Source organism: Brevibacillus sp. AF8, assembly GCF_021270385.1.
In the GTDB taxonomy this organism is placed as follows: Bacteria; Bacillota; Bacilli; order Brevibacillales; family Brevibacillaceae; genus Brevibacillus.
This window is the reverse complement of record NZ_JAGQDN010000021.1, coordinates 44,644-68,683: the sequence shown is the minus strand read 5'-3', so window position 1 is coordinate 68,683 and position 24,040 is coordinate 44,644. Positions and strand designations below refer to the sequence as shown.

Annotated in this window: 22 protein-coding genes; 12 read left to right on the top strand and 10 right to left on the bottom strand. The window is 45.8% G+C overall.

Annotated features, from left to right (window positions below; translation table 11 throughout):
- The first annotated feature begins 81 nt into the window (after positions 1 to 81).
- The 5 genes from brnQ to KB186_RS22715 all read left to right on the top strand — a co-directional run bounded on the left by brnQ (position 82) and on the right by KB186_RS22715 (position 5,515).
- Positions 82 to 1,416, top strand: a complete 1,335-nt coding sequence (gene brnQ, locus KB186_RS22735) for a branched-chain amino acid transport system II carrier protein (RefSeq protein WP_232774403.1) — start codon at positions 82 to 84, stop codon at positions 1,414 to 1,416.
- 194 nt (positions 1,417 to 1,610) lie between these two features.
- The gene (locus KB186_RS22730) at positions 1,611 to 2,309 is read left to right on the top strand and encodes a response regulator transcription factor (RefSeq protein WP_304502556.1); all 699 of its coding nucleotides are present in this window, start codon (positions 1,611 to 1,613) and stop codon (positions 2,307 to 2,309) included.
- On the top strand, positions 2,309 to 3,745 hold the full coding sequence (locus KB186_RS22725) for a sensor histidine kinase (RefSeq protein WP_173611306.1): 1,437 nt from the start codon (positions 2,309 to 2,311) through the stop codon (positions 3,743 to 3,745). Before KB186_RS22730 ends, KB186_RS22725 begins: the two co-directional genes overlap by 1 nt.
- A gap of 170 nt (positions 3,746 to 3,915) precedes the next feature.
- Positions 3,916 to 4,287: a hypothetical protein gene (locus tag KB186_RS22720; RefSeq protein ID WP_173611307.1), complete on the top strand. Its 372-nt coding sequence runs from the start codon at positions 3,916 to 3,918 to the stop codon at positions 4,285 to 4,287.
- Between the two features lie 208 nt (positions 4,288 to 4,495).
- On the top strand, positions 4,496 to 5,515 hold the full coding sequence (locus KB186_RS22715; protein WP_221868786.1) for a S66 family peptidase: 1,020 nt from the start codon (positions 4,496 to 4,498) through the stop codon (positions 5,513 to 5,515).
- Positions 5,516 to 5,570: 55 nt separating this feature from the next.
- Here KB186_RS22715 and KB186_RS22710 read toward each other — a convergent pair whose 3' ends face one another.
- The 3 genes from KB186_RS22710 to KB186_RS22700 form a co-directional block, all read right to left on the bottom strand.
- Positions 5,571 to 6,530 (bottom strand): DMT family transporter, encoded by a 960-nt coding sequence (locus KB186_RS22710; RefSeq protein WP_173611309.1) that lies wholly within the window; start codon positions 6,528 to 6,530, stop codon positions 5,571 to 5,573.
- Between the two features lie 147 nt (positions 6,531 to 6,677).
- A complete protein-coding gene (locus tag KB186_RS22705) occupies positions 6,678 to 7,196 on the bottom strand; it encodes a GNAT family N-acetyltransferase (protein WP_173611310.1) in 519 nt (172 codons plus the stop codon).
- Complete coding sequence (locus tag KB186_RS22700) at positions 7,193 to 7,648, bottom strand: DinB family protein (RefSeq protein ID WP_232774402.1); 456 nt, start codon at positions 7,646 to 7,648, stop codon at positions 7,193 to 7,195. The genes KB186_RS22705 and KB186_RS22700 overlap by 4 nt, the downstream gene beginning before the upstream one ends.
- A 140-nt stretch (positions 7,649 to 7,788) precedes the next feature.
- On the opposite strand from KB186_RS22700, the gene KB186_RS22695 reads away from it, so the two are divergent.
- Positions 7,789 to 8,199 carry an acyl-CoA thioesterase gene (locus KB186_RS22695; protein WP_173611312.1) on the top strand — a complete coding sequence of 137 codons (411 nt, stop codon included), beginning with the start codon at positions 7,789 to 7,791 and terminating at the stop codon, positions 8,197 to 8,199.
- Between the two features lie 5 nt (positions 8,200 to 8,204).
- On the opposite strand, the gene KB186_RS22690 is transcribed toward KB186_RS22695, so the two are convergent.
- Complete coding sequence (locus tag KB186_RS22690; protein ID WP_221868785.1) at positions 8,205 to 8,480, bottom strand: hypothetical protein; 276 nt, start codon at positions 8,478 to 8,480, stop codon at positions 8,205 to 8,207.
- A gap of 99 nt (positions 8,481 to 8,579) precedes the next feature.
- Here KB186_RS22690 and KB186_RS22685 point away from each other — a divergent pair, with 99 nt between their 5' ends.
- Entirely contained in the window at positions 8,580 to 9,284 is a 705-nt protein-coding gene (locus KB186_RS22685; RefSeq protein ID WP_173611314.1) for an HAD family hydrolase, read from the top strand.
- 76 nt (positions 9,285 to 9,360) lie between these two features.
- Here KB186_RS22685 and KB186_RS22680 read toward each other — a convergent pair whose 3' ends face one another.
- From KB186_RS22680 to KB186_RS22665, 4 genes are read right to left on the bottom strand one after another with little or no spacing between them, the layout of a single operon-like run.
- Positions 9,361 to 9,522, bottom strand: coding sequence for a hypothetical protein (locus KB186_RS22680; protein WP_173611315.1), 162 nt, complete (start codon positions 9,520 to 9,522; stop codon positions 9,361 to 9,363).
- 30 nt (positions 9,523 to 9,552) lie between these two features.
- Positions 9,553 to 9,750, bottom strand: coding sequence for a hypothetical protein (locus KB186_RS22675; RefSeq protein ID WP_232774401.1), 198 nt, complete (start codon positions 9,748 to 9,750; stop codon positions 9,553 to 9,555).
- Positions 9,740 to 10,660, bottom strand: coding sequence for an ABC transporter ATP-binding protein (locus KB186_RS22670; protein WP_232774400.1), 921 nt, complete (start codon positions 10,658 to 10,660; stop codon positions 9,740 to 9,742). Before KB186_RS22670 ends, KB186_RS22675 begins: the two co-directional genes overlap by 11 nt.
- On the bottom strand, positions 10,660 to 11,373 hold the full coding sequence (locus tag KB186_RS22665) for an ABC transporter permease (RefSeq protein ID WP_173611317.1): 714 nt from the start codon (positions 11,371 to 11,373) through the stop codon (positions 10,660 to 10,662). Before KB186_RS22665 ends, KB186_RS22670 begins: the two co-directional genes overlap by 1 nt.
- A gap of 109 nt (positions 11,374 to 11,482) precedes the next feature.
- Here KB186_RS22665 and KB186_RS22660 point away from each other — a divergent pair, with 109 nt between their 5' ends.
- Entirely contained in the window at positions 11,483 to 12,199 is a 717-nt protein-coding gene (locus tag KB186_RS22660; RefSeq protein ID WP_173611318.1) for a response regulator transcription factor, read from the top strand.
- Positions 12,196 to 13,935 (top strand): sensor histidine kinase, encoded by a 1,740-nt coding sequence (locus KB186_RS22655; protein WP_173611319.1) that lies wholly within the window; start codon positions 12,196 to 12,198, stop codon positions 13,933 to 13,935. Before KB186_RS22660 ends, KB186_RS22655 begins: the two co-directional genes overlap by 4 nt.
- 53 nt (positions 13,936 to 13,988) lie before the next feature.
- Here the strand turns inward: KB186_RS22655 and KB186_RS22650 are convergent, their stop codons facing one another.
- Complete coding sequence (locus KB186_RS22650; protein WP_173611320.1) at positions 13,989 to 14,483, bottom strand: GNAT family N-acetyltransferase; 495 nt, start codon at positions 14,481 to 14,483, stop codon at positions 13,989 to 13,991.
- A 310-nt stretch (positions 14,484 to 14,793) separates the two neighbouring features.
- Here KB186_RS22650 and KB186_RS22645 point away from each other — a divergent pair, with 310 nt between their 5' ends.
- The 3 genes from KB186_RS22645 to KB186_RS22635 are packed head-to-tail and all read left to right on the top strand — an operon-like array spanning position 14,794 to position 22,233.
- Positions 14,794 to 16,599, top strand: coding sequence for a hypothetical protein (locus tag KB186_RS22645; protein ID WP_232774399.1), 1,806 nt, complete (start codon positions 14,794 to 14,796; stop codon positions 16,597 to 16,599).
- 16 nt (positions 16,600 to 16,615) lie between these two features.
- Entirely contained in the window at positions 16,616 to 21,985 is a 5,370-nt protein-coding gene (locus KB186_RS22640; RefSeq protein ID WP_173611322.1) for an RHS repeat domain-containing protein, read from the top strand.
- Positions 21,986 to 21,999: 14 nt separating this feature from the next.
- On the top strand, positions 22,000 to 22,233 hold the full coding sequence (locus KB186_RS22635; RefSeq protein ID WP_173611323.1) for a hypothetical protein: 234 nt from the start codon (positions 22,000 to 22,002) through the stop codon (positions 22,231 to 22,233).
- Between the two features lie 880 nt (positions 22,234 to 23,113).
- Here KB186_RS22635 and KB186_RS22630 read toward each other — a convergent pair.
- On the bottom strand, positions 23,114 to 23,995 hold the full coding sequence (locus KB186_RS22630; RefSeq protein WP_173611324.1) for a YitT family protein: 882 nt from the start codon (positions 23,993 to 23,995) through the stop codon (positions 23,114 to 23,116).
- Positions 23,996 to 24,040 lie beyond the last annotated feature (45 nt).

The window sequence follows — 24,040 nt, the reverse complement described above, 5'->3', positions numbered from 1 at the left end:
AATTAAAGGTTGAATAGTAAGTTAATTTTAAGTTATACTGATGAAAATTTTATTTTATTAAATAATATTGAGAGGATTCATATGAAAGAACTTTCCACGAAAGAAACAATTACAATTGGTTTGATGCTGTTTGCCCTATTCTTTGGAGCAGGGAACATGATTTTTCCGCCAGCTCTAGGACAAGCAGCAGGAGATAATGTTTGGATCGCGATGGCCGGCTTTTTGATTACTGGTGTAGGTCTGCCTTTACTTGGAATCATTGCGGTAGGATTGGCTGGTGGTAACTTGCAAACGATGGCGTCAAGAGTCCATCCGATGTTTGCAGTCGTGTTCACGTTTATTGTTTATCTGTCGATTGGTCCATTCATGGCCATTCCGCGGACAGGTACAGTAACCTTTGAAATGGGCGTATTGCCGTTTTTGCCTGAGTCTATGAAAGGCAGTTGGGTACCGCTTTTTGTGACCACAATCGTCTATTTTGCCATCACCTTCTGGTTGAGTCTGAACCCGAGCAAGCTTGTGGATCGAATCGGTAAAATCTTGACACCTGCACTTTTGATCATCATTGGCCTGATGTATGTCAAATCACTCATTTCTCCAATGGGTGAGGTGGCACAACCAATAGGCGCCTATCAGGATACAGCATTCTTCAAAGGCTTTATCGAGGGCTATCTGACGCTGGATGCATTAGCTGCAATGGTATTTGGTCTGGTAGTAACAACGGCTGTTCAGGAAAGAGGAATCATCGATCGCAAAAAAGTGATGTGGTCTACGATTAAAGCAGGAATTCTCGCCGCTACCGGACTTGGACTTGTCTATCTTGCCCTCAGCTATTTGGGAGCGACCAGTGTATCGTTTGCGAAATCGGAAAATGGTGGACAAATTTTGACAGGGGTCGTGCATCAATTGTTCGGTCCGTTAGGCTCACTTTTGTTGGGAGCAGCTGTTACGCTTGCTTGCCTCACCACTTCTGTCGGGCTCGTCACAGCGTGCAGTCAATTTTTCTCGAGTCGTATTCCTGGCATCTCCTACAAGAAAATGGCTGTGATCCTGAGTGTGTTCAGCGCTGCGGTAGCAAACGTAGGTTTGACACAGCTGATTACCTTCTCTGTGCCTGTCTTGATGGCGATTTATCCGCTGGCGATCGTGCTGATGCTGCTGACGTTTTGTGATCGGATGTTCAAAGGACATCGTGCCGTTTACGTCGGCGCGATCACGGCAACGGCTGTCATCAGTTTGTTGGATGGAGCTTCCCAGCTTGGATTGTCTATCGATTCGCTGACACCATTCTTGGAACAATTGCCTCTGTACAAAGTAGGAATTGGTTGGCTGGTGCCAGCCTTTGCGGGCGCACTGTTCGGGTTGTTGTGGGCTAGCCTCACACGCAGTGTTCCGGTTATAAGAGAAACGAAGTAATGAATGAAGAGCGGGTGGGCTTTAGGTCCACTCGCTTTTTTATTGTTGCAAACCATTTTGTCCTGCTTTTACCAGCTGGATAGGACTTCTATCCGTCCACAACACGGGTGATCTATGTTACCATGGAAAAACGTAAATTGTCTGAACGGCATGTTTCATTATATGTCGTTTTGAAAGAAGGGAGGTTATTGGCTATGTCCACGATGAAAGTCTTGGTTGCCGATGACGATCCAAACGTACGCGAAATTATTCGCCTTTATTTTGAAAAACAACAAATCGAGCTCATCGCAGCAACAGATGGACGAGAAGCTCTTGAGATGATGGAAAAGGAACAGCCGGATGTGGTCATTCTCGATGTCATGATGCCGCAGTTGGATGGCTTTGAAGCATGCAGGGAAATCCGCAAGAAGTGGGATACGCCGATTATTATGCTGACGGCAAAGGATGAGGAGTTTGACCGTGTTCTCGGCTTGGAGCTCGGAGCGGATGATTACGTGACGAAGCCGTTTAGTCCACGTGAAATCGTCGCACGTATCCGCGCGATCATGCGCAGATTGCAGCCAAAGCCAAAAGTAGAAGATGAGGCAGTGGCTCGGACCTTTGTTTTTGAGCAATTGACGATTGATCTGGATAAACGGGAAGTGATCGTTGCCGGGGAAAAAGTGAGCTTTCGCCCGAAGGAGTTTGATTTGCTTGTTCAACTCGTCAAGTCGCCGGGAAGTGTATGGTCGCGGGAGCAATTGCTGGAACAAGTGTGGGGCTTTGATTATTTTGGTGATGTTCGAACGATCGATGTTCATATTAAAAAGATCAGACAGCGTTTAGATAAGCTCCCGTACGAATGTATTCAAACGGTTTGGGGGATCGGCTACAAGTTTGGGGTGGATAACTGATGCTAGGCATGTCGAAAAGTATCTACCGCAGACTGCTGGTCAGCTTTTTGGCGACCGTTTTGGTAGGGTTGGGGATTACAGGGATCGTTCTCTCCTTTTTTACGAAAGAGTATATTTACAACGCTAAAGAAGAAGAGCTTTTGCGAATGGCGAAAAAAGTGAATGCCGCTATCCATAACAGCAATGAAGTCAACAAACGGCTCTTGGACAAGCTGGCAATGCTGGACGAGTCATTTGATACCCGCATCTGGTTATTTGATACAGAAGGAAAAATTGTCGCCACTTCGATGAAGGATGAGATGCTTACGGGCAAGTCCGTGGCAGTTTCTATCGCGGATAACGTGCTGAAGGGAAAAAGCGCGGTAACCGAACTACAAATCGAAGGTCTGGATGACCCGATGTTGTCGGTCTCTGTCCCGTGGGGCGAGGGCGAAAACGTCTATGGCGGAATTATTTTGCACGCGCCGATTGAAGGAATTGAGAAAACCTTTGGGCAAATGCGCGAGTCGATTTTGTGGGCGACCTTGTTTGGCGTGCTTCTATCTACGATCATGGTCTCGTATTTGTCATGGTCAATCTCCCGCCCATTGCGAACCATTGAGAGAACAGCGGCAGAAATTGGTCGTGGGAATTATGCAGAGCGCGTCCAGGTCGATACGTCCGACGAGATCAGCGATTTGGCGCAAACGATCAATACGATGGCACAAAAGCTGGAGAAGGTAGAGCAGGAGCGTCATCATCTGGAGCAAGTGCGCAATGATTTTTTGGCGAATGTCTCCCATGAATTGCGTACGCCTCTCACGGCGATCCAAGGTTTTCTCGAGGCGTTGCAGGATGGCTTGGTAGAAGAAGAAGAGGCACGACAGAAGTATTACGCTGTGATGTACACCGAAACGATGCAAGTGAATCGCTTGGTGGATGACCTGATGGACTTAATGAAGCTGGAGAACAATGAAGTAAATCTGGTCAAGTTCCCTGTCGATGTGGCAGATGTCATGAATCGGGTTGCTTTTTCCTTTCATCAAGAAGCAGAGGAAAAAGGGATTCGTTTGGGAGTAGAGGTAGAGGACGAGCTTCCGCGAATTTATGCCGATAAAGACAGGATCGCGCAAATTCTGAAAAATCTGGTGAAGAATGCACTCAAGTTTACGGCTACAGGTGAAATTTGCATGCGTGCTTCGTTGGAAGGAGAATACGTACAGATTCAAGTGATTGATACAGGGATGGGAATTGCAGCAGATGACCTGGACCGCATCTGGGAACGCTTTTTCAAAGTGGATCGGGGACGTTCCAAGAACAATAAGGGAACAGGACTTGGACTCGCGATTGTAAAAGAGCTGGTAGAGCTGCATGATGGCAAATGCAGAGTGGATAGTACGCCTGGTAAGGGCAGTACTTTTACGATATGGCTTCCAAGGATTAAGCCGGAGAACTAAAGTATGATCCGATCAAAATGAATCCGATCAAAATGATCATGGTCATACTTTTTTCATATTTTGATCATCGTTTTTTCCTACTTTCCTTATAGAATGGTTATCTTTGCCCGTTACGATATAGGTGTGACAGCGAGAAGGTCACGAAGCCAAGGAATGAAAGGGGAATGAACATGAACAAAAAGTGGTTCTCCATTGCCACTGTCGCATTACTCCTGTCTGGCAGCTTGGTTGCCTGCTCTAACACAACAGGAACACCTGAACCTGCGACACAACCAGAGGGCACGACAAGCGAAACCGCTCCGGGCTCCTCCACTTCTGATAGCGGACAATCGACCGATAGCTCGGTTTCGCAAGATCAGTCCACTCCGGATGCTTCAGCGAACAGCTCTGATGCATCGACGGACACAGGTTCGTCTACGGAAGCGCCTGCGACAGATGCCAAATCTGATGCAAGTACCAGCACTGGATCGCCTAGTGCTGCGGGAACCGAAAGCAGCGGTTCCACTGGTCAGTCTACAACGACTGACGCCAGCAAGAAGTAATCATTCACGAACAGGAAACACGTTCGTTTGAACTCCTCTACTTCCCTCCCGTTTTATATAACTTGATGACGGCTATAGGCCGTCTTTTTTTTGTCCAAAAAACCAGAGGCGCTAGACTGGAAATGCACTTCTCCCTTCGCAGCTTTTAAAAACCAGGGTATGTGGTATGATTATCCAAAATCATACATAGCGAGCGGGAGGGAGAAGCATGATCACGTATCCATCGTTGAAAAAGGGCGCTACGATAGGGGTAACTGCACCATCATCAGGTGTACCAGAGTATTTGCATGAATTAATCAGGCTGGCATGCAGTCGTATGGAGAGCAGGGGGTATTCCATCGTTTGCAAAGATACAGTCTGGACACAGGAAAAAGCCAAGTCAGCACCTGCCATAAACCGCGCAGCCGAATTCAATTCCCTGATGAAAGATGAAGACGTCGATATCATCATCCCTCCCTGGGGTGGCGAGTTGCTGATTGAGATTTTAGACAAGCTTGATTTTGATGCCATGCAACCCAAATGGGTGTTAGGCTATTCGGATGTGAGTGTGCTGTTGCTTGCGATTACAATAAAAACGGGGATGGCTACGGCCCATGGGACGAATCTGGTAGATTTGCGCGGAGCAGCTATGGATGAGACGACGGCTATGTGGGAAACAGTTCTGTCAACGCAAAAGGGCGAGTCGGTCTTGCAGTATTCTTCTCCGAGGTATCAAAAGGAATGGCAGCATACGAATCCTTCGCCGCATATCTTTCACCTGACGGAACCGACTGTATGGAAAACTACAAAGACTACTCCCCACGTAAATATGCAGGGACGGTTACTTGGCGGCTGTATCGATATCATTCGTCATGTGATCGGAACACCGTATGGGGACGTGCAAAGGTTTCAAAAAGAACTGATCGGGAACGAAGCAATCATCTGGTATTTGGAAAACTGTGAGCTTTCTACAACTGATCTGCGCAGATCATTGGTACAAATGAAGCTGGCTGGATGGTTCGATCATTGTGCGGGGATCATGTTTGGGCGCAGTCCAGCGAATCAGGCGGTCGACGGCTATACCGTGGAAGATGTCTATCAGGATCTGGCTGCTGAGCTCCAAGTTCCTGTCCTCTACGATGTGGATTGTGGACATATGCCGCCGCAAATCACGTTTATTAATGGCGCATTTGCTGAAGTGGAGCTGTCTTTCGAGAAAGGAAACGTCCGGCAATATTTTCGTCCATAAGCAAAAAAAACGAGGGCTTCCCAACGAATGGGAAGTCCTCGTAGCATATAAGCATTTAGCCTTGCTTCTCGTTGTGATGGGAGAGAGGATACCCCTCCATCGATTCACGTTTGTTTTTGGCCGATTCACGTGTACGCAGAGTGGACAAGGCGACACCGAGGAAAATAAATGCGCCGCCGGCGAAAAAGCCGACACCCAAATGTTCATGTAGTAACAGCCAGCCTAAAAATGCACCGACAATGGGCTGAACAAAAAAGAACCCGGCCCCACTTCCTGCGGGCATCAGCTCAAAGCCTTTGTTCCACAAATAAAAAGCACCTGCGGTAGAAATCATCCCGATATAGAGGACGCCTGCCCAGATGTCCCAGCCAAATTGCCAGGAGACAGGCGTGACAGACAGCTCCCAAAGCATGAGCGGACTCGTAAAGATGATGCCAAACAATGCAACGTAGGTAGTGACGAGCAGGGAAGAATAGCGCTGCGTTGCCTTTTTGCTGAGAACGGTATACAATCCCCAGCTAATTGCTGCTATGAACAAAATCAGGTTGCCTGCCAGGGAAGACTGGGCGTCAGCTTGATCTGGAACACCGATGACGATGATGACACCAATCGTCGCTAACAATATACCTATTGCCTGCTTCAGATGGATGCGCTCCTTTAATAGCCAAACCGCAAAAATGGCAATAAAGGCAGGCGATGCAGAGGTAATTAATGCACCCATGTGGGCAGTAGACAGCTTGGTGCCGAGAAATTGCGCGGCGATTGAGATCGTGACCCCGACGAAGGCGATGGCCATCAGCAGAGGGTAATCTTTTTTTGCGACACTCTCCTTGCGAGCAATGGTAAATGCCCCCAGCACGACGAAAGCAATGCAAAAACGCAAAATCAATAGCGTGAACGGTGGAATCACTTCCAACACGACCTTGCTGACGACATAAACACCGCCCCAGATCGCTGCAGCAAGAGATAGGCAAACAGCCCCTAAAAACATTTGCTTCCATTGTGATTGTGACATAACAAGTCCCTCCCGGAATAATGAATGAATCATTTTAGCGTTATTCCGTAGCCGGGAGGCAGTAAGAGAACCGCATCCTCACCGACTAGGAGAGGAGAGCGGGCACATCATTTTCAAAAAGGCGACGGTTCATGTATTTCACCTCCTTTACTTTGCAGGGGTTAGCCACTTGGCTACCAGGAGCACCGGTTGTGTCAGACGACCGACTGGTGCCTCCACCTGACGATACTGCTCATAGCCAAGCCGCCCCCAGAAAAGAAGGGCGGGTTCATTATACGCGATGACACCGTGATGAACATGCTGATTGCCATGTTGGATACAGAAAGCTTCTATGAGCGTCACTGCTTCCTTTCCGAAGCCCTGCTGCTGATAATTGGCATGCAGAAGCAAGAGACTAATCCAGCTTTTTGGATCGGTTTCACTGGAGAGGACGATATGAATGACTCCAATGATCGTACCTTCACGAGTAATGGCGAGCCAATGCCCGGAAGGTATGCTTATGGTGGCGTCATATTCGGCTTCCAGTTCGGCAAGACTTACTGTGCTGGTGCCGTTTCGAAGCTGATTGTACTTTGGATTACTGTTGTAGGCGGCGAGTAAATCGGTCAAGTCCTCGCGCAGCAATTCGCGAATGATGAGTCGCTCACCTGTCAGAATGAGACTCATTGAGGTCCTCCGTACTTGCGGATAAGTCCAATCTGCCCGCCGTGGTAGCCCATATGATAGATCAGTCGACCAAGTGCCTGACGGGGAGTCAGTGTGGCGATTGGTTCTTTACAGGGGATGTCCCACGCGTCTTTTGGCAGAGCAGCGAGAGAATCCACCAAGTGGTGATAGGCAGCATCTTTGAAAGCAAGCAAGGCAGACAAGTCGGTAAAGTTTCCTTCATCCTTTACAGGTCCAATTGTAGTGAGGGTGATTTCGGGCGGGATTGCTCTTCCGAAAAACATCATACAGAATCGATATTCGACTTCCGCGATATGATGAATCAAAAATCCGATGGAATTGGAGCCCGGAGCCAGCTTCCAGCCTAGCTCGGCTTCATCCAAATGGACGAGTGCATCCTGATACCGGGATCGAGCTGTTTGCAAGGTCGGCAATAGTTCTTGTTCGAACATCCAATCTTCCTTTCTGGTGTTTATTTTTATTATAGGAAAAAGATCAGGAAAGAACAGCATGATCATTCGGAATATTTTGAATGAGTGTTCACTCAGCAACTTGAATTCGTTATACTGAAGAAAAACAAGGAGTGAGAACGATGGCTCATCGCTATCATTTAACGGTTCGTTCTACTGACATTGATGTAATCGGACATGTGAACAATGCCAAGTATTTAGAGTACATGGAGTGGGCGCGTTTTGAGTGGATATGGGAACAAGGATTTACGCTGGATGAATTGAGGCGACGGGCCATCATGCCGGTAGTGGTCAATATCAACATTAACTACCGCAAAGAGTTGAAGATGCGTGAAGAGGTAACGGCGATTACTACAGTGGTCAAGGTAGGTGAAAAAAGCTTCGTCATCCGCCAGGAGCTGTACAATGCTGCAGATGTATTAGTGGCGGACGCCGATGTGACAATGGTCATGATCGATGCGAACACACGCCAATCTATTTCTTTGCCAGTTGAGTTGAAAGAGGCACTACTTGTGGAATTGCCTAAAAGCTAAAGGCATTAGGATGATTTGCGAATGAAGTCGAGGCGGAAATTATTCCATTCGAGAGCACGCAGCGCCAATGTCTCCAAGATACGCTCATGGCGATCTTGACCTTCCTTTAACTCAGCAACATCCTGCTTCAGTTCGGCAACATCTGCTTTTAACTGGTGAACGTCCATAGTCAAAGCTTCCATCTTGGCATCGAATTCGTCTTGCCGATCCATTAGAGCATGAGCAACCAAACGCAACTCATTCATACCCTCTACCAAAATATCGAGTTTTTCGTTAGACATGTTTCCACCTCCTTTTTCCGTTACAATGATCATAACAAAAGACAGAGTCATATGCACAATGAAAACAGCAAGAAAAAAGGAAGGGGAGGCAACTCAGCCATGTCCAAATTTACAACAATCCTATTTGATCTCGACGACACTCTCTTCGATTTTTCAGCTTGCTGGGAGAAAGGGATGCAGCAGACGATTGCGACCCATGCCCTTACAGCAGAACTGGACCAAGCGAAATTCCTTGAGGCTCTGAGGCGCCACGGAGATGATTTGTGGGTCGATGTTATTGCCAAGCGCTACGATTTTACACAATACAGAAGGTTGCGTTTTCAGCGAGCCATGGCTGATTGTGACCGACAGATTGAAGTGGAGCAAGTCGACGATTTTCAACGCTCCTATCAAGCGGCATGTTTGGATGCAATCCAGCCAGATGGCACTGTTCAGTCTACGATCGCGAGGTTGGCAGAAGAGCATACACTGGGGATTGTCACCAATGGTCCTGTCGATATGGCATTTACCAAGCTGGAGCGGCTGGAATTGTCTGCGTATTTTCCGCGGGAGCGTGTGTTTCTCTCCGAAATTATCGGACATCATAAGCCTGATCCACGAATATATGAACATGTTCGCGAAAAGCTCGGAGTCGAGAGCAAGCAGGTGTTATTTGTCGGAGATACGTGGGAGGCAGATGTAGCAGGCGCGATGGACGCAGGCTTCTCAGCTGTCTGGATCAATCCACGAGGGAAAAAGCCTACTTCCGAGCATCAGCCACTCGCTGTCATTGAACGACTCGATCAGCTTCTCGAAATCTTGTAGAAAAAAGCAGCCAATTGCCCCATAGCCGCATATTTGCAGGCTGTTTTCGGTGGCAATCAAGCTGCTTCTTTTGTTCCTAGCGTTTTGCGTACTGCTTTCTCATAAAGAGGATGAGAGAAACGAAAATCATCCCAATTAAAATCCCGATAACTCCTGGTGTAAGACTATCTCCCCAAAAGATTCTATACAGCAAAACCCCTGTCAGGATAATGGCAAACTCCAGATACCTACTGGCCATGCGAATCTTCCCCCATTTATATGAGCCTGATTATCGCTCGTATCTACTAACCTGATCTTTCATTTTTTCATGCTGACTCTTCCTGTACTTTGTGATGAAAAAGATGAGATTGAGGACGATCAGGCCAATTGTGATTGACATACTTCCGATGGTCATGCTTTTTCCTATCGAGATGTTAAAAAGCAGCATCCCGGATAGGAGCAGGACAAAAACGAGATTAAGCATCATGAGACTCTTCCCCCATAAAAATTCGTTCGAGCGAAGGGACTTCAACGTTCACGCCATAAATATCTACGCGTGCCTGAACAAGAGCACGAACGAGGGTTGCCACTTTTTGATCGTCATCGACCTGGATCAAGAGACGACCGTCTTCCCAAATCGTATTGCGCCCGAGGGACTCGATAAAGTTGCGCAGGTTTCCAGAATCGTCCGTAGCAAAAGCCGAGTGACGTACGTTCACAGATCGCCATGCCTGATGGGCAGCTTGCAACTCATCGAGAGTACCGAGTGAACTGATTTTTCCGCTTTTCATGATGGCGATCCGGGTACAGATTTTCTCGACTTCATTCAAATTGTGCGAGGTCATGAAGATCGTTTTTCCTTGTTGATGGAGCTTGCGCAGCAAACTTTGAATATGCAGGGCTGATTCGACGTCTACGCCAGAAGTAGGTTCATCAAGGAAGATGAGCTCCGGATCTCCGACTAAGGCTTGGGCAATGCCCAGCTTCTTTTTCATCCCGAAGGAAAACGTTTTGGCTTTGCGGGATGCATGCTCCTCAAGCTCAACGGCTGTCAGGATGCGCCTACAGTCTTCCTTTGTGAGTGTGACGCCTTTTACCCGAGCGAAATAATGCAGGTGCTCCGCAGGAGATAAATGGTCGTAGAAGGTGGAGTAATCTGGCAGTACACCAATTCGTTTTTTCCACCCTTCTGTATGGGCATCCTCTCCAAACATGCGAATGGTGCCCGCTGTCGGAATCAGAATGCCTGTCAGCATATTGATAAAGGTCGATTTTCCAGCGCCATTTCGACCGAGGAATCCGAAAATCTCCCCGCTGTGCACAGTAAGACTGACGTCATTCACGACCGTGCGATTGCCAAAGCGCTTGTTCAACTGTATGGTCTCGATCATTGCCATTAACAATCCCTCCGTCGGAATAAGTACATAGAAGCGATCAGGAATGCTGCCGCATAGAGCCAAATGAAGCCGGTCCAAGCGCCGCCTTTTTCCATAAATGAAAAGGGTGTCAAATATTTAATCCATGGTGCTGCCGAGTGACTGGAGAAGGTGCTCCACAGCCCGAGACCTGGCAAGATCAGTGCGATCACAATTCCCAAAAACATCGAGTAGCTGGGGCGAGGTATCACGAGCGAGAGCAGCAGTGCCAGCGAGATGCAATAGATAAGCAGGGATATGCAGAGGTAAAAGGTCTTCGCGTCAAACGTTTGCACAGTGGCGAAAACTACACCAAACGTAATAATCATGCAGGTTAGCCAGAAGAACGCGACTCCGAGAAATTTCCCCAAAATAATCTGATTGCGTGAAGTCCGGGTGACGAGAAAGCGAATCGTCCTGCCCGCTAGCTCACGATTTATGACATCATGAGACAGGCTGAATACAAATAAGGGCCCGAACAGCATGATGAGTACAAAGATACCAAGCGCATGTCCCTGCGCCAGCTCATTTTGTGGGAAAAAGCTTGCTGCCTGATTGACGAGGTCAGAAACCAAGTACGAGATGCCTACGATAAAGGCAACGGTAATTAACGATTTAATGCTTTTAAACAACCGAAAAAATTCGTGCTGGCAAATAGCCCACATAGGTGAATCCGCTCCTTTCTCCTTCATCATAATAGCCAGACCTTTCCCCTACTAAAACGCTACCTTACCATTTCCTTATCTTTTTTTGTTGGCGTCATTTCTCATGGTAGAATGAATGACAGCAAGGGAGGGAACGGCCATGGAGAAAGAAGCAAGAATCTTGCTGGTAGATGATGAAGAAGCAATTTTGCAGATGCTCCAAACAGTGCTGAAAAAGGAAGGCTTTGTCCAGATCGATACATGTACGACAGCAAGAGAGGCGATTCGTCTCGTGGAGGAGAAGACATACGACTTGTTAATACTGGATGTCATGTTGCCTGATAAAAATGGATTTGAGCTGTGCGGAGCAGTGCGCCAGAGAACGAAGGCACCGATCTTTTTTCTGACAGCGAAGGGCACAGATTTTGATAAATTAAGCGGATTTGCTTATGGAGCGGATGATTACATAACGAAGCCATTTCATCCACTAGAGGTCGTTGCCCGGATGAAGGCTCATCTGCGCAGAACCTTGGGGGGATCTGCTCCATCGCAGGAAGAAAAGCGCTTTGATTTTGGACGTTTTCAAGTAAATGTGGAGGCAGCCGAGTTGTTCGTGAACGGAGAGCGAGTGGATTGCCCGGCGCAAGTATTTTCATTGCTCGTCTTTTTCTGCCAGAATCCGAACCGGGTATTTACGAAAGAACAAATTTACGATCATGTATGGAAAGACGAGTACGGGATGTTTGATGAAAATACGGTCATGGTGCACATTCACAAGCTGCGTCAGCGCATAGAAGAAAATCCGGGACAGCCAACGCTTCTGCTCACAGTAAGAGGGCTGGGTTACAAGCTGGTTAGTCCGGCAAGACAGTCATGAATTTGCGGAACAAGCTGATTTTTCAATATGTCCGACAACTGTTTGGGTTTCTCCTCGTCTTGCTGCTATTTCTGATTATCGCGATGCTCGGGTTAGGCTGGCGCATTATGAACGAGCAGTTGTCCACCGATTTGTCCAGACTGAATGCATCTGATTTGACGTTGAAGATTGATTATGAGGCGGAGCGTATTCACGTCAATCCGGAAATCGAGAAAAGTGTGGCGAGACATCAAGGCTGGTTGCAGATCATCGACAAGCACGGCAAAATTCTGTACAACTATCGGACACCTGCTGACGTTCCCAGTCAATTTGGGCCAGGAGAGTGGATTAGTTATGTTGAAGACCGTGATGCTTCACGCTATCACGTAACGCACTGGGTTATAAACCAAGCTGACGAAAATATAATCATCCTCTATGGAACACCCGCTCCAGAAAAAGAAATGATGCAGCGCCTGATCGCAGCAAAAACAGGAACAAGCAAGGAGACATGGGACGAGTTGAACAAAAGCTTTTCCCAAGAAAAGGCATGGTACTTGGTGTACGATCGTAAGGGGAAACTCATCCATCAATGGAATCATCCGAACGCTTCTGCCCAGTTAGACATGACGGAAGCTCTTCAGAACGGCGAGACAGCAAATAATGTTCCTGTCCGTATCACGAGTCGATATGACACAAAGAGCGAATTGACGTACATAGTGGGCACTCCGAATCCAACCTATCAGTCTGGTGTCCAAGAAACATCTGAGGATGCCATGGTCAAGGAAACGTTCCTTCAGATCGGTATTCTTTTGATCCTGGTCGTTCTATTCGCAGGCAGCTGGTATGCGTGGCGGGTAGGCAAGCCGCTCTTGCACATGGTGAATTGGCTGGAAAGACTGGCACAGGGCCGCTATGAGGAGCCCATCGGAAAAAAGGGGAAACCAATCGGAAGGAATTGGCGAGGGAAGGAAAAGAAGTCATTTCGTGTTTTCAAGGATGTGTTTGACGCTCTCCGGCATCTGAGTGAAACCTTGCGCTCCAACGAAAAGCTTCAGCGAGAGATCGAGCAGACGCGAGAGGAATGGATTACCGGGCTCTCCCATGATCTCAAGACACCGCTGAGCTCGATTTACGGTTATGCTACCTTTTTGGAGTCGGAACAATATGAGTGGGATAGAAAGGAAGTCAGTGAATTTGGGAAAACGATTCGGGAAAAGTCTGACTACATGAACGGGCTGATTGAGGATTTGAATTTGACCTATCGACTCAAGAACCAAGCTTTGCCGATGGTCAAACAACCTGTCCCGATCGTGGAAACCATTCGCAGAATTGTGGTGGATATGGTGAACGATCCGAGCTCGTCTTTGCATGACATCGAATTTTCGACGAATGTCCAATCGATAACGGCCGAGGTCGATCCAATCTGGTTTCGCCGCATCATCGTCAACATTTTGACAAACGCGATCAAGTATACGCCAGCAGGTACACACGTGCTCGTAGAGGTCCAGTCGATTGCAGCCGATCAGTTTGTGGTCAAAATTGCGGACAATGGTCCAGGCATGGATGAGACTACACTGGCCAATCTGTTCGAAAGATACTACCGAGGCGGGCATACAGGGGAGGATACCAGTGGAACGGGGCTGGGTATGGCGATAGCCAAGCAGCTCATTTTGGCTCACGGGGGAGAGATTACCGTGGACAGCAAGCTAGGTGGCGGAACGGTTGTCGTGATGACCTTTCCTGCGGTTATCAGCTAGTTGTTTTTTAAATAAAAGCCAAGGGATTTGCGCTGTCCCTTGGCTTTTTTCTGCTATGGTTTCGAAAGGAACGTTTGTATGACTTTGCCATCCACTTGACGCTCTTGATAGTGATTGGCTGTGTAATCGCGGATGCTGGCACGCCAAAAGCCGATGGCAGGCACGTTGTTTTCCAATTGAAAGACTTCCCAGGCACCCGGGAACAATTTGAAGATTTGATGAGAGGCCGCTTTTCCGATCCCTTGCCGACGGTAGCGTTTCATGATGAAAAATTCGGCAATGGAGTGGATGGATGGCAAATCCGGATCAGAGCTTGTGAGCATGCGGACGAGGACAAACCCGGCCAGCTTTCCATTAACCTTGATAAAAAAGGGATGGCGTTCTGGTTCGACCCAATACTTCTCAAAGTAGTCATAGCCAAACAAGCCGTCGTCATCTACTTCGAAAGGCTCAAACTCAGTGAAGTCGTACGTATACAGCTCCAACAGTTGCTTGAGAGCGTGCTTCTGTTCAAAAGGGACGCGCTCTATCGAGAATGCTTGATTCACTGAGAAAACCTCCTTTTTCCATGAGATATAGGAGTATCGTACTCTATTTTTTACGTTGTGGAAACATATGGTAGACACTTCTTTACAGAAGCTCACACAAGCGTTCATTTTGCCCGAGATAGTTCCAGTCAGGCTATACTAGAGTCAAACGAAAGAAATCAATACGAAGCAAGATAGCAGCCATCCGGTGATCAGCCGGGTGGCTGTTTGCGTTTGGTGGTTGGTTTCATCGTTTAACAAAACCAAAAGAAAGGGGTACAGGAATCACATGAAAAGGAAGCATCTTATTTTTTTCTTGGTTTGTTGTCTCATGTTGCAACCCGCATCGATTATTGCAAAAGAAAGAGACAATCCTTCCAAAAAGGCTTTGCCAATGGAGGCGACAGATCGGTCTATCCAGCAAATAGATCGTGAGTGGGTCCATTATCAAAATGAATGGGAGCTGCTCATGAAGCTTTCCGTCAAAAACAAGGATCTCGAACTGGCAAAAAAATTGAATCGGGAAAGAAACGAACTTCTCGCAAAATGGAAAGACAAGAGAACAGGAGGTTCACTTGAGAAATACCAAGCTGAATTGAAAACGGCACGGATGCAATTAACGAGTCCGCCTGTGAGGTCTTTTGCTGCTGCAAAAGCAATTTCTGTAGCTTCTGTCGATCTATACGAGCCGAATGATGAGGTTTCACAGGCTTCTCCGGTCAGCATTGGGAATTCAATCGAAAGTTACCTGTCGTACTCAGGCGATCAGGACTTTTATTGGTTCGAGGCCAAGAAAAATGCTCCGATAACAGTCAGCCTGCAAGTTCCTTCTGCCATGGATTATGACGTCTATGTCCTTGATGAGCTTGGGGAGGTAGTAGCAAGCAGTGCCAATGGTACAGGTGAAGAAGAAATGGCTTCGTTCCAGGCAACGGCCGGAAGCAAGTATTATCCAGTTGTGTATGGGTTTGATTTTTCTACCGACGAACCGTATCAACTACGGCTGGCAGAAGATCAGTTATATGTCTTTCAGCCATACGATGTCAGTCTCCCTGAAGGAGTCGATCAGGTTTTTCAATTAACACCGACAACCGATGGAGTCTTTCGGATTTATACAGGACCATATGGTGACGTTGGCCCGGAAAATGACACGATGATTGAGTTGTATTCCAATTCGAGTCTGACAGATTTGCTCGCAGACAACGATGATGTTTCCGACCTAACACGCTTCTCAGAGGTAACGTCACATTTGGTTGGAGGTCAACCGTATTTTGTCAAACTAAGTGCTCTCAGCGGAAATCTTCACACGCGAATTCGGGCAGAGCTCGACCCGCAATCGTATCCAGAACTGAAGACGAACAATCCTCTGGACGTCACGCTGGAAGGCGTATCAAGAAATGTATACAAATTTACGCCTGATGCTTCGGGATATGTAAAATTTTCCACAAGTCCTTTTGGCGAAGGGGATATGGTTGTGGATACTGTACTCGAACTCTATTCTGACGAAAATCTGACGAATCAAATTGCCACGAACGATGACAATGGAGAATCGCTGTTTTCAGAGATTCAGATGTATGTAACATCCGGTGAGACTATCTATGTTGTGCTTTGGGCATATAGTGATGATTTCTCTTTTGTGAGGCTGAATACGAGTGCTGATCCTTCAGCGAGCCCTACGATTTCAGTAGGATCTGCGGTTATCCAGGAAAACTTGCTCAATGACGGAACCATTACGGCTACACAGGTTGTTACACTTGCCAATGGAACATTTGTTCATGACATGTCTTCCGGAGTCACTGTGAATAACTTACCCGCAGGCTTAGGTCTTCAGGTTACAAGGGTAAGTGACACACAAATATTTATTGCATTTACGGGCAAGGCAATGAATCATGCGAACGTAAATGACGTATCGAACGCAACTGTATCTATTGATCCCGCAAAAGTAGTCGGTGCCTCTACCAATCTTACGAGTAATCCGTTTCGTTTTGATTTCATCGACACTGTCAGCGGAGGTTCATTCCAATATGTTTACAATAACCGGAATCAATTGACTCAAATTTATGAGAACGGGACTCTAATTATCGAGATCACCTACGATGAAAACGGGAACGTGTTAACAAAAACAAGAGTGAATTAAAGGAGGGATAACCATCATGAACTTACAAAAATGGCTAACGTCATTTGTAACAGCCGCTTTGGTCACGACCGCGATTTTTCCAAGTATGGCCTATGCGACACCAACCAATAAGTCTGTAAAGAAGGATACGAAAGAATGGGTCATTGAGAAAATCAATAACGTCCCATCTAAAAGCCCTCAGGAAACAGACGCTGCTCAAGTGCCAGTGTTGACACAAGCGGAGCTGAAGGAACTGTCATGGGACCCGCTCTCAGTTGAGACAGTGACCGAAATGACGAAAACATTTGATCGCAAATCGATGCAGATCGCCTCTTACTTCTATCCGAAGCTGCGAAAGCTGTTGAGCAGCAAGGAAAAGGTAGAGCAAAATACATGGAACGATAAAGTGGTCCAAGATTTGCTGAAAAGTGTAACGACTAGTCAACGGGAACAATTAATGACCCACGTTCCTGACATTTTTACGTTTGAGAAAAAACAGGAAGTAGCTGAATGGAGCAAGCAGACAATGGGGCTCGCACTTGCAGCTGAAGACGTCCAATACTCAGTAGGACAAATGGCGCAGTATTACACGAAAACGTACTCGGGCAAACCCGTAGACGAGTTTTATCGTGCTGCGAATCTGGTTGAGACAGACTTGGCTTTGTCAGGGAAGAACGGAATGGATCTGGTCATTCAACGGATGTACAACCAGTTGGATAGCAAAACGAGAGAACCTGTATTGAAATACGATAGTAGAAATGAAACGTGGGAAAATCGCAGGGAAACTAAGTTGTTTAAAAACGAGTTCATTCCCTTTGCAACAGGGTGGACCTTCAATATTCCGATGTTTGAATATTATGACGAGATTACAACAGAAGAAGTCAGTCTCTTTACGGAAAATGGGGAGGAGAAAACGCAATATCGTTTAGCTGTTCGGGAGGACGAAGCGGGCAGAAGCGTATCGCGCTATGTTTTTCATCTGGAAGACGGTACGACTCTCATCCGGGAAGGGAATAAGTGGGTGAATTATCCCTATGAAGGAATCTCCTTTACCGAACAAGCAGAGGGACGAGATGTTGAATTAATTGTCAATGGATTTCGTTATACGTTTGAGCGATCTGGCAGTGAGCTGTTGGTCACAAAACGCAACCCATTTGGCGATACGATCCGATATCGAATGGATGAACAAAATGACTCTGTCGTCGAAATCGAGGATACCTATGGACGCTTTGTAGTGATGGAGCGTGATACGGCAGGCGGAATTAAAAACCTGAAGCTGTACAGAGATGAAACAGATAAAGATCAGGATGAGCCAATCAAAACGGTTGACTATGATGTCGTGTACAGCAACAATACGAATCCTGAACGCAGCACATCTGCTGAGTTGGTTTCCGTTGAACAAAACAATGAAGTCGTTGCTACCTATGAGTATGAAATGAGGGAGGCAGAATTTAACCTTATTAGCGATTATACCTTCAGTCGTGATGATTCCTTTGCTTTTGAGTCGTACGATTACTTGGATCAGGATAACGAAAATCGCAACAAAAATTTGGATTACATGCTGTTGCGATCGGTTCATTATCCGATCAATGGGTTAACGATGACCTATTACTATTCCATCTATCAGGAAAATAAAGTGGCACAAAGCCGTGGAGTTGTTCGACTTTACCAGGATGACAATATTCTGTCCTATGTCAGCTATCATCCAGTAAGTATGGTTGATTTCAGTTACATTCCGTACGGAAAGACAGAAGAAGAAGTCATGTACAGCTTGGAATACAGCATAGGGAAAATGTGGGAAATCTGGAAGAAGCCAAGAAGCTGGTCGTTCCATCGATTGATCGACGCAGATGAGCGTTTCGGCGATATTGTTTCTACGATTGAATATGATTCCTTTTTACATGGAGTTGAGAAGACCTTTGAGACTGATGAAAGCGGGAACCATCTAGTAAAGCGGATTCGAACCAAAACGCTGCGGAACAATCCAGATTTGCAAATCAGCGACGGTAATACAACCTACAAATACAACCCCATCCAATATACAACCTATGCCTATCAGAATAAAAAGCCAATCTATCAATTCAGTTTTATGGACGGTGTCCCCAACGAAACGGTTCGTGAGTTCTTGATGGACCCGCAAGTAGATGCCGATGGTTCTTTGCAAATTGATTCTGCGACCGAAGAGATTTTACCCAATTATGCAAAGATCTCAAAGTTCCGCTATAACGACTTCGGAGATATCACTGAGCATGTTGACGCCAGTGGCATTGTGACGAAATGGAACTATGAGTTTTTTACCGTATGGGGAGAAGATCGAGCATATCGCCCTGTTGAAAAGATTACCAAAAAATCAAGTGACAACACGTTGGTACAGACTAATTCGTTCACCTTTAATGCCGATAGGCTGATTGATCAGGAAACAGAAGAACGAACCTACCCAACCAGTACAGGTGAAAGAACAGATACGGTTATCCGTAATCTGGAGTACAACACTGACGAACAGGTTTCGAAAATAGAAGAGATCACTTCTACGACTGATCCTGCGATTTCTGATAGCTATTTGGTGACAACATTTGATCAGTACGACAATTATGGACACGTGATCGAAAAGGCTATCAAGGAAGTTGATTTGGGCAATCAGACTACCGATCTTGTTTTTCACTATGAATATGTGAATGGTCTGGATTTGTTAGAGACACAAACTTTCAGTGATGGCAGTACAGTTCACTACTTCTATGACAATCTGGATCGTCTTAACGAAGAAGTTTTTGATCACGACGGACAGAAAAAGACAGTTGCGTATACCTTCGACGATGCTTCGCGTAAAGTGACCAAAGAAGTATTTACGAATGGAGAAGCAGACCCTTATGCATTGAAACAGGTTACGTACTATACCGTTCATGGTGATGTGGAATTACAGGAAGAAGTGAGTGACAGCGGTGCAAGATCGCTGGTTGCCAACGAGTATAGCAGAAGCTTGTTTGACGGCAGACATGTTCGTTCCACTACCCCGAATGGAATGGAAGAACGTAAGCTGGAATATGACTACTATACGGATGGCAGCCTGAAGTCTGTTACGAATTCAAAGGGAGAAACAACGTCTCATTCCTATGCGAACACAGCAGTAACTGAGGACAGCTATTTGCCACAAGGAGCCGCTGTTGCCCAGCACCCGAATGGCTTGCAAACTGTTCAGTTGTTTGACCAATTCGGTTATGTACAAGTGGAGCAGGACCTCAGTCAAACACGACGGATCGAATATGACTATGACGGATGGGGCAGGCTCTCGGCGAAAGAAGTCTATGGCTACGATGGAGGAGTCCGTCATTGGAACTATTTGTACGATGTTTCAGGAAACCTTGTATATTTAATTGATCCACTGAATCAAGAGTATCGTTATGATTATGATCCTCAAGGTAACCTCGTCAAGGTAACGGAAAATGGCACAGAGACTAGACAGTATGCCTATAATAATCTCTCCTGGAAATTGGGAGAATCCGATGGACAGGGAAATCAGAGTGAAAGCATACGCTATCAGTTGAACGGTGAAATTGATTCTGTCACCGATAAGGCAGGAAATGTTCATCAATACAGCTACACGCCGTTTTATGAAATAGCCGAGTTACGTGTAAGCAAAACGGATGGCACCACTGTTTATACGAGTACAAATGAGTATGATGCCATTACTCGCCAGATCATCAGACAGTCAAACAGCGATGGGCAAGAAATCGCATACAGCTACGATGCATATGGTCGCTTGAAAAACCAGACAGCGTTTAACCGTAGCTACACGATTGGCTACGAAAACGACGATAGTGCCATGGATTACCTGACATATCCAGATGGTACGAGAGTCAACTATTCTTACGACTATGAAGGCAGAATCAAGAGCGTCGATAGTACACTTTCCGGGTTGATCACCTATCATTACACACGCAGCTCCTCTGGTGACACGGAGACGGTTCGCTATCCGAATGGCGTAGAGGCTCGGAAAGAATACAATTCCTTTGGGGAAGCTGTCACAACAGGGCATACGCAAAATGGTGCTTCCGTGTGGTCGGAACAGTTACGCTATGATGCATTTGGCAACAAAACAGAGATTCAGCAAAACGGAAAGACCTATCGCTACGAGTACGATCAGATTGATCGAATCGCGACGGAGTCGAATCCGCAGGGCGAGCGCACCTATCGTTACGACACAAGAGGCAATCGGGAACATGTGGAAGGCACCGAGCCACATACAAGAGACAGCTATACATTTACCTATGATGGATTGAACCGCTTGAAAACCTATTCGAAACAGAATGGGGACAGCGGTTCTTTCGCGTACAATCCGGATGGATTACGTGCTGTGAAGGAATCCAATGGGGATGCTACGAAATATGTTTACGTAAATGGGTATGTGATAGAAGAATTAGATCAAAACGGAAATGTGAAAGCCCGAAACATCTGGGGCAACGGCATTTTATTCCGCAAGCTCCAAAGTGGCGGGCAGCAAGGTGGCTATTACCTCGGAGACAGTCTGGGCAATGTCAAAAAGATCGTAGACAGAAACGGACAAGTACTCAACACCTACGAATACGATATTTGGGGTAACGTTGTTGCGAAGTCGGAGTCTATGGAAAATCCGTTTATGTATACGGGCGAGATTTACGACTCGGAAACAGGGCTGTATTATCTACGTGCTAGGTACTATGATCCGAGTGTTGGGCGGTTTATTTCGGAGGATGCGTATAAGGGTGCGGTGGATAATCCGCTGACGCTTAACAGGTATACGTATGTGGAGAATAATCCATTGAGATACACTGATCCAAGTGGACATAGAAAAAGAGGTATAGATTTTTCGTGGTCATTTTTTACGTATCAATATGGGATTCACGATGGCACGTACGTAGATGCTTGGTTCGACGGAGATATTACAGACTCAGAATTTCTGAAAGGTGTAGGTATTAAACATTATGGCTGGAGAAGCGGGGATGATAGAAGTCGAGGGGACATAATTGGAAGCCTGAATGACTTTGATAATGATGAGAAAAATGTAGTGGAGAACTTGTTGGAAATGGGGCATGATGTAAAGCCTATTCCAAGGATAAAAGGTCAAAAAACTTACGATTTTGATGTTGATGGTGTCCCTACAGAGTTAAAAACAGCAAACCCTCAAAATGGTCTACTGAACATTAATTCAGCAAGTGACAAGATACGTGAAGGTCTACTGAAACAACAAGCACATGTTGTAATTTATGATATGAGAAAGTTGAAAAGTGATCCATCAGTCTTCAATATTTATGAGGTTATTTATGACACAGCTAGAAAAATGAAAGATCAAGTATGGGGAAAGGAAGTCCATATTTGGACTAAAGACGGGATTTACAAATTTAATTATGGTTATCCTGAAAATATGACATAGGAGATGAAAAATAAATGGCTGGAATGCAATGTAAATGTGGAAAGATACTTTCGAACACCAGTTCTCCTAATGAAGTTCAACTAAGGGTGTATTCTGATCTAGAGTACGAAGAAATTCTTGGGTTATCATCAATCAGAGATATATTTCCACCAAAAAATGATGTCTGGCGATGCAACAATTGTGAAAGAATATACGTATTTGACGAAGAAGATAATCTTGTAAAAACCTATGTATTAGAGAAAGACTAATGTTATAAACCCCAGACGAGCATATGCTTGTCTGGGGTTCTTTGTGATATTTTGCTCTTGAGGAAGAGAAAAATAGCTCCGACCCAAATGAACCGTTTTATCCCTAATAGGTAACATCACCCTTTTTGAGATTTTCTTATTAGAATCGGATTCATGCGAACCGGTCAAGGTGAAAAATGCGGAGCTAAGCGAAGGAGTGAAGGTTTCTTTTTTTGCTTGAATTATTATTCTTATTTCAATAACAGTCTATTGAACATGTAAGACCGGGAGACAACTGACAAATCACTCACAAAAACATCACAGAATAGGATGATGATGTAAAGTGGAGGTACTTGGTCAATTTTTTCTGATGATGATATAGAGGAAATATCCGTTTTAAAAGATCTATGTAATGGAATTAGTGTAAATGGTAGCCTTTTTATATGCTTTGAGGTACTAGATGGTATTTTTCAGGAACGAAATATCTAGTAGATATGAACAGAATTGTTTAGAAAGAAATGATGTCAACGAGCCTGATGAATGAGTAGAGGGAAATACCCAATGCGTTAAATTTAGTGACAGGTGAAATTAACTTAGAATAACAAATGATCAGGGTATCAGTAGTATAAGTTGAGGTGAAAAATCCATGAGTAAATTTCAAATGCTAACCGATGAGCGCTCTGAGGAATTTTTTAGAGTTGATTGCTAATGATATGGTCGAGCTATTTCATATTACGTTAGAAGAGGCAATAGGTAGAATGAACCGGGAGTGGAGAGTCCTTTGGGGTTTATTCATGTAAAAAGCATTCTTACAAAGAAAATTTGTACTCGTAATTACAAAAAAATACCCTATAGACAGACGTTCCCCAACGCCCACTCTATAGGGTACACTTTTTTCCTTTTAATGAATCGCGTTCTTCTTAAACTGCCCACCGCGCACATCGTGAATATTGCCCACAGCCAGGAAGGCATTCGGGTCCACTTCTTCCACGATCAGCTTCAGCTTGGCTTCTTCCAAACGCGTAATAATGCAGAAAATCACTTTCTTGTCGTCTCCGGTATAGCCGCCTTCCCCATTCAAATAGGTAACGCCACGACCCAGACGAGCAACAATCGCATCTCCCAAATCCTTGTGATTGTCGCTAATAATCCATACCGCTTTCGACTCCTGGAAGCCTTCGATGGTCAGATCGATCATTTTGAATGCAATGTAATAGGCGATCAGCGAGTACATCGCGCGATCCCAACCGAATACAAATCCGGCACTGCTCAAAATGAATAAGTTCATAAACATTACGATCTCACCAACGGAGAACGGAGATTTCTTGTTAAGCAGTACAGCGACGATCTCTGTACCGTCCAGAGAGCCTCCATAGCGGAGAACGAGTCCTACGCCAATCCCTAGAAGTATGCCGCCAAAAACAGCTGCAAGCAGGGGATCATCCGTTAGCCCTTTGACAGGGTGAAGGAGTGTCGTTCCAATTGACATGATCGTAACCCCAAAGAGGGTTGAGAGTGCAAACGTTTTTCCGATTTGCTTATACCCTATAATTAAGAAGGGCAAGTTAAGCACGAACAGGAAAACGCCAAGAGGCAACCCAGACAGATGCGAGGTAATAATCGAGATACCTACGATTCCACCGTCAATAATATTGTTCGGTACGAGAAAAATCTCGAGCGCTACCGAAAACAGGGAAGCACCAATCAGGATACCGAAGATCCTCTTGAGCAATTTTCCAATGGGTAATTTCTGATGAGCCGATTTAGCAAGTGGTTGTTCCATCGTTCCTCTCCCCATTGTGAAATTTTTTACTTACTTAGCTATTAT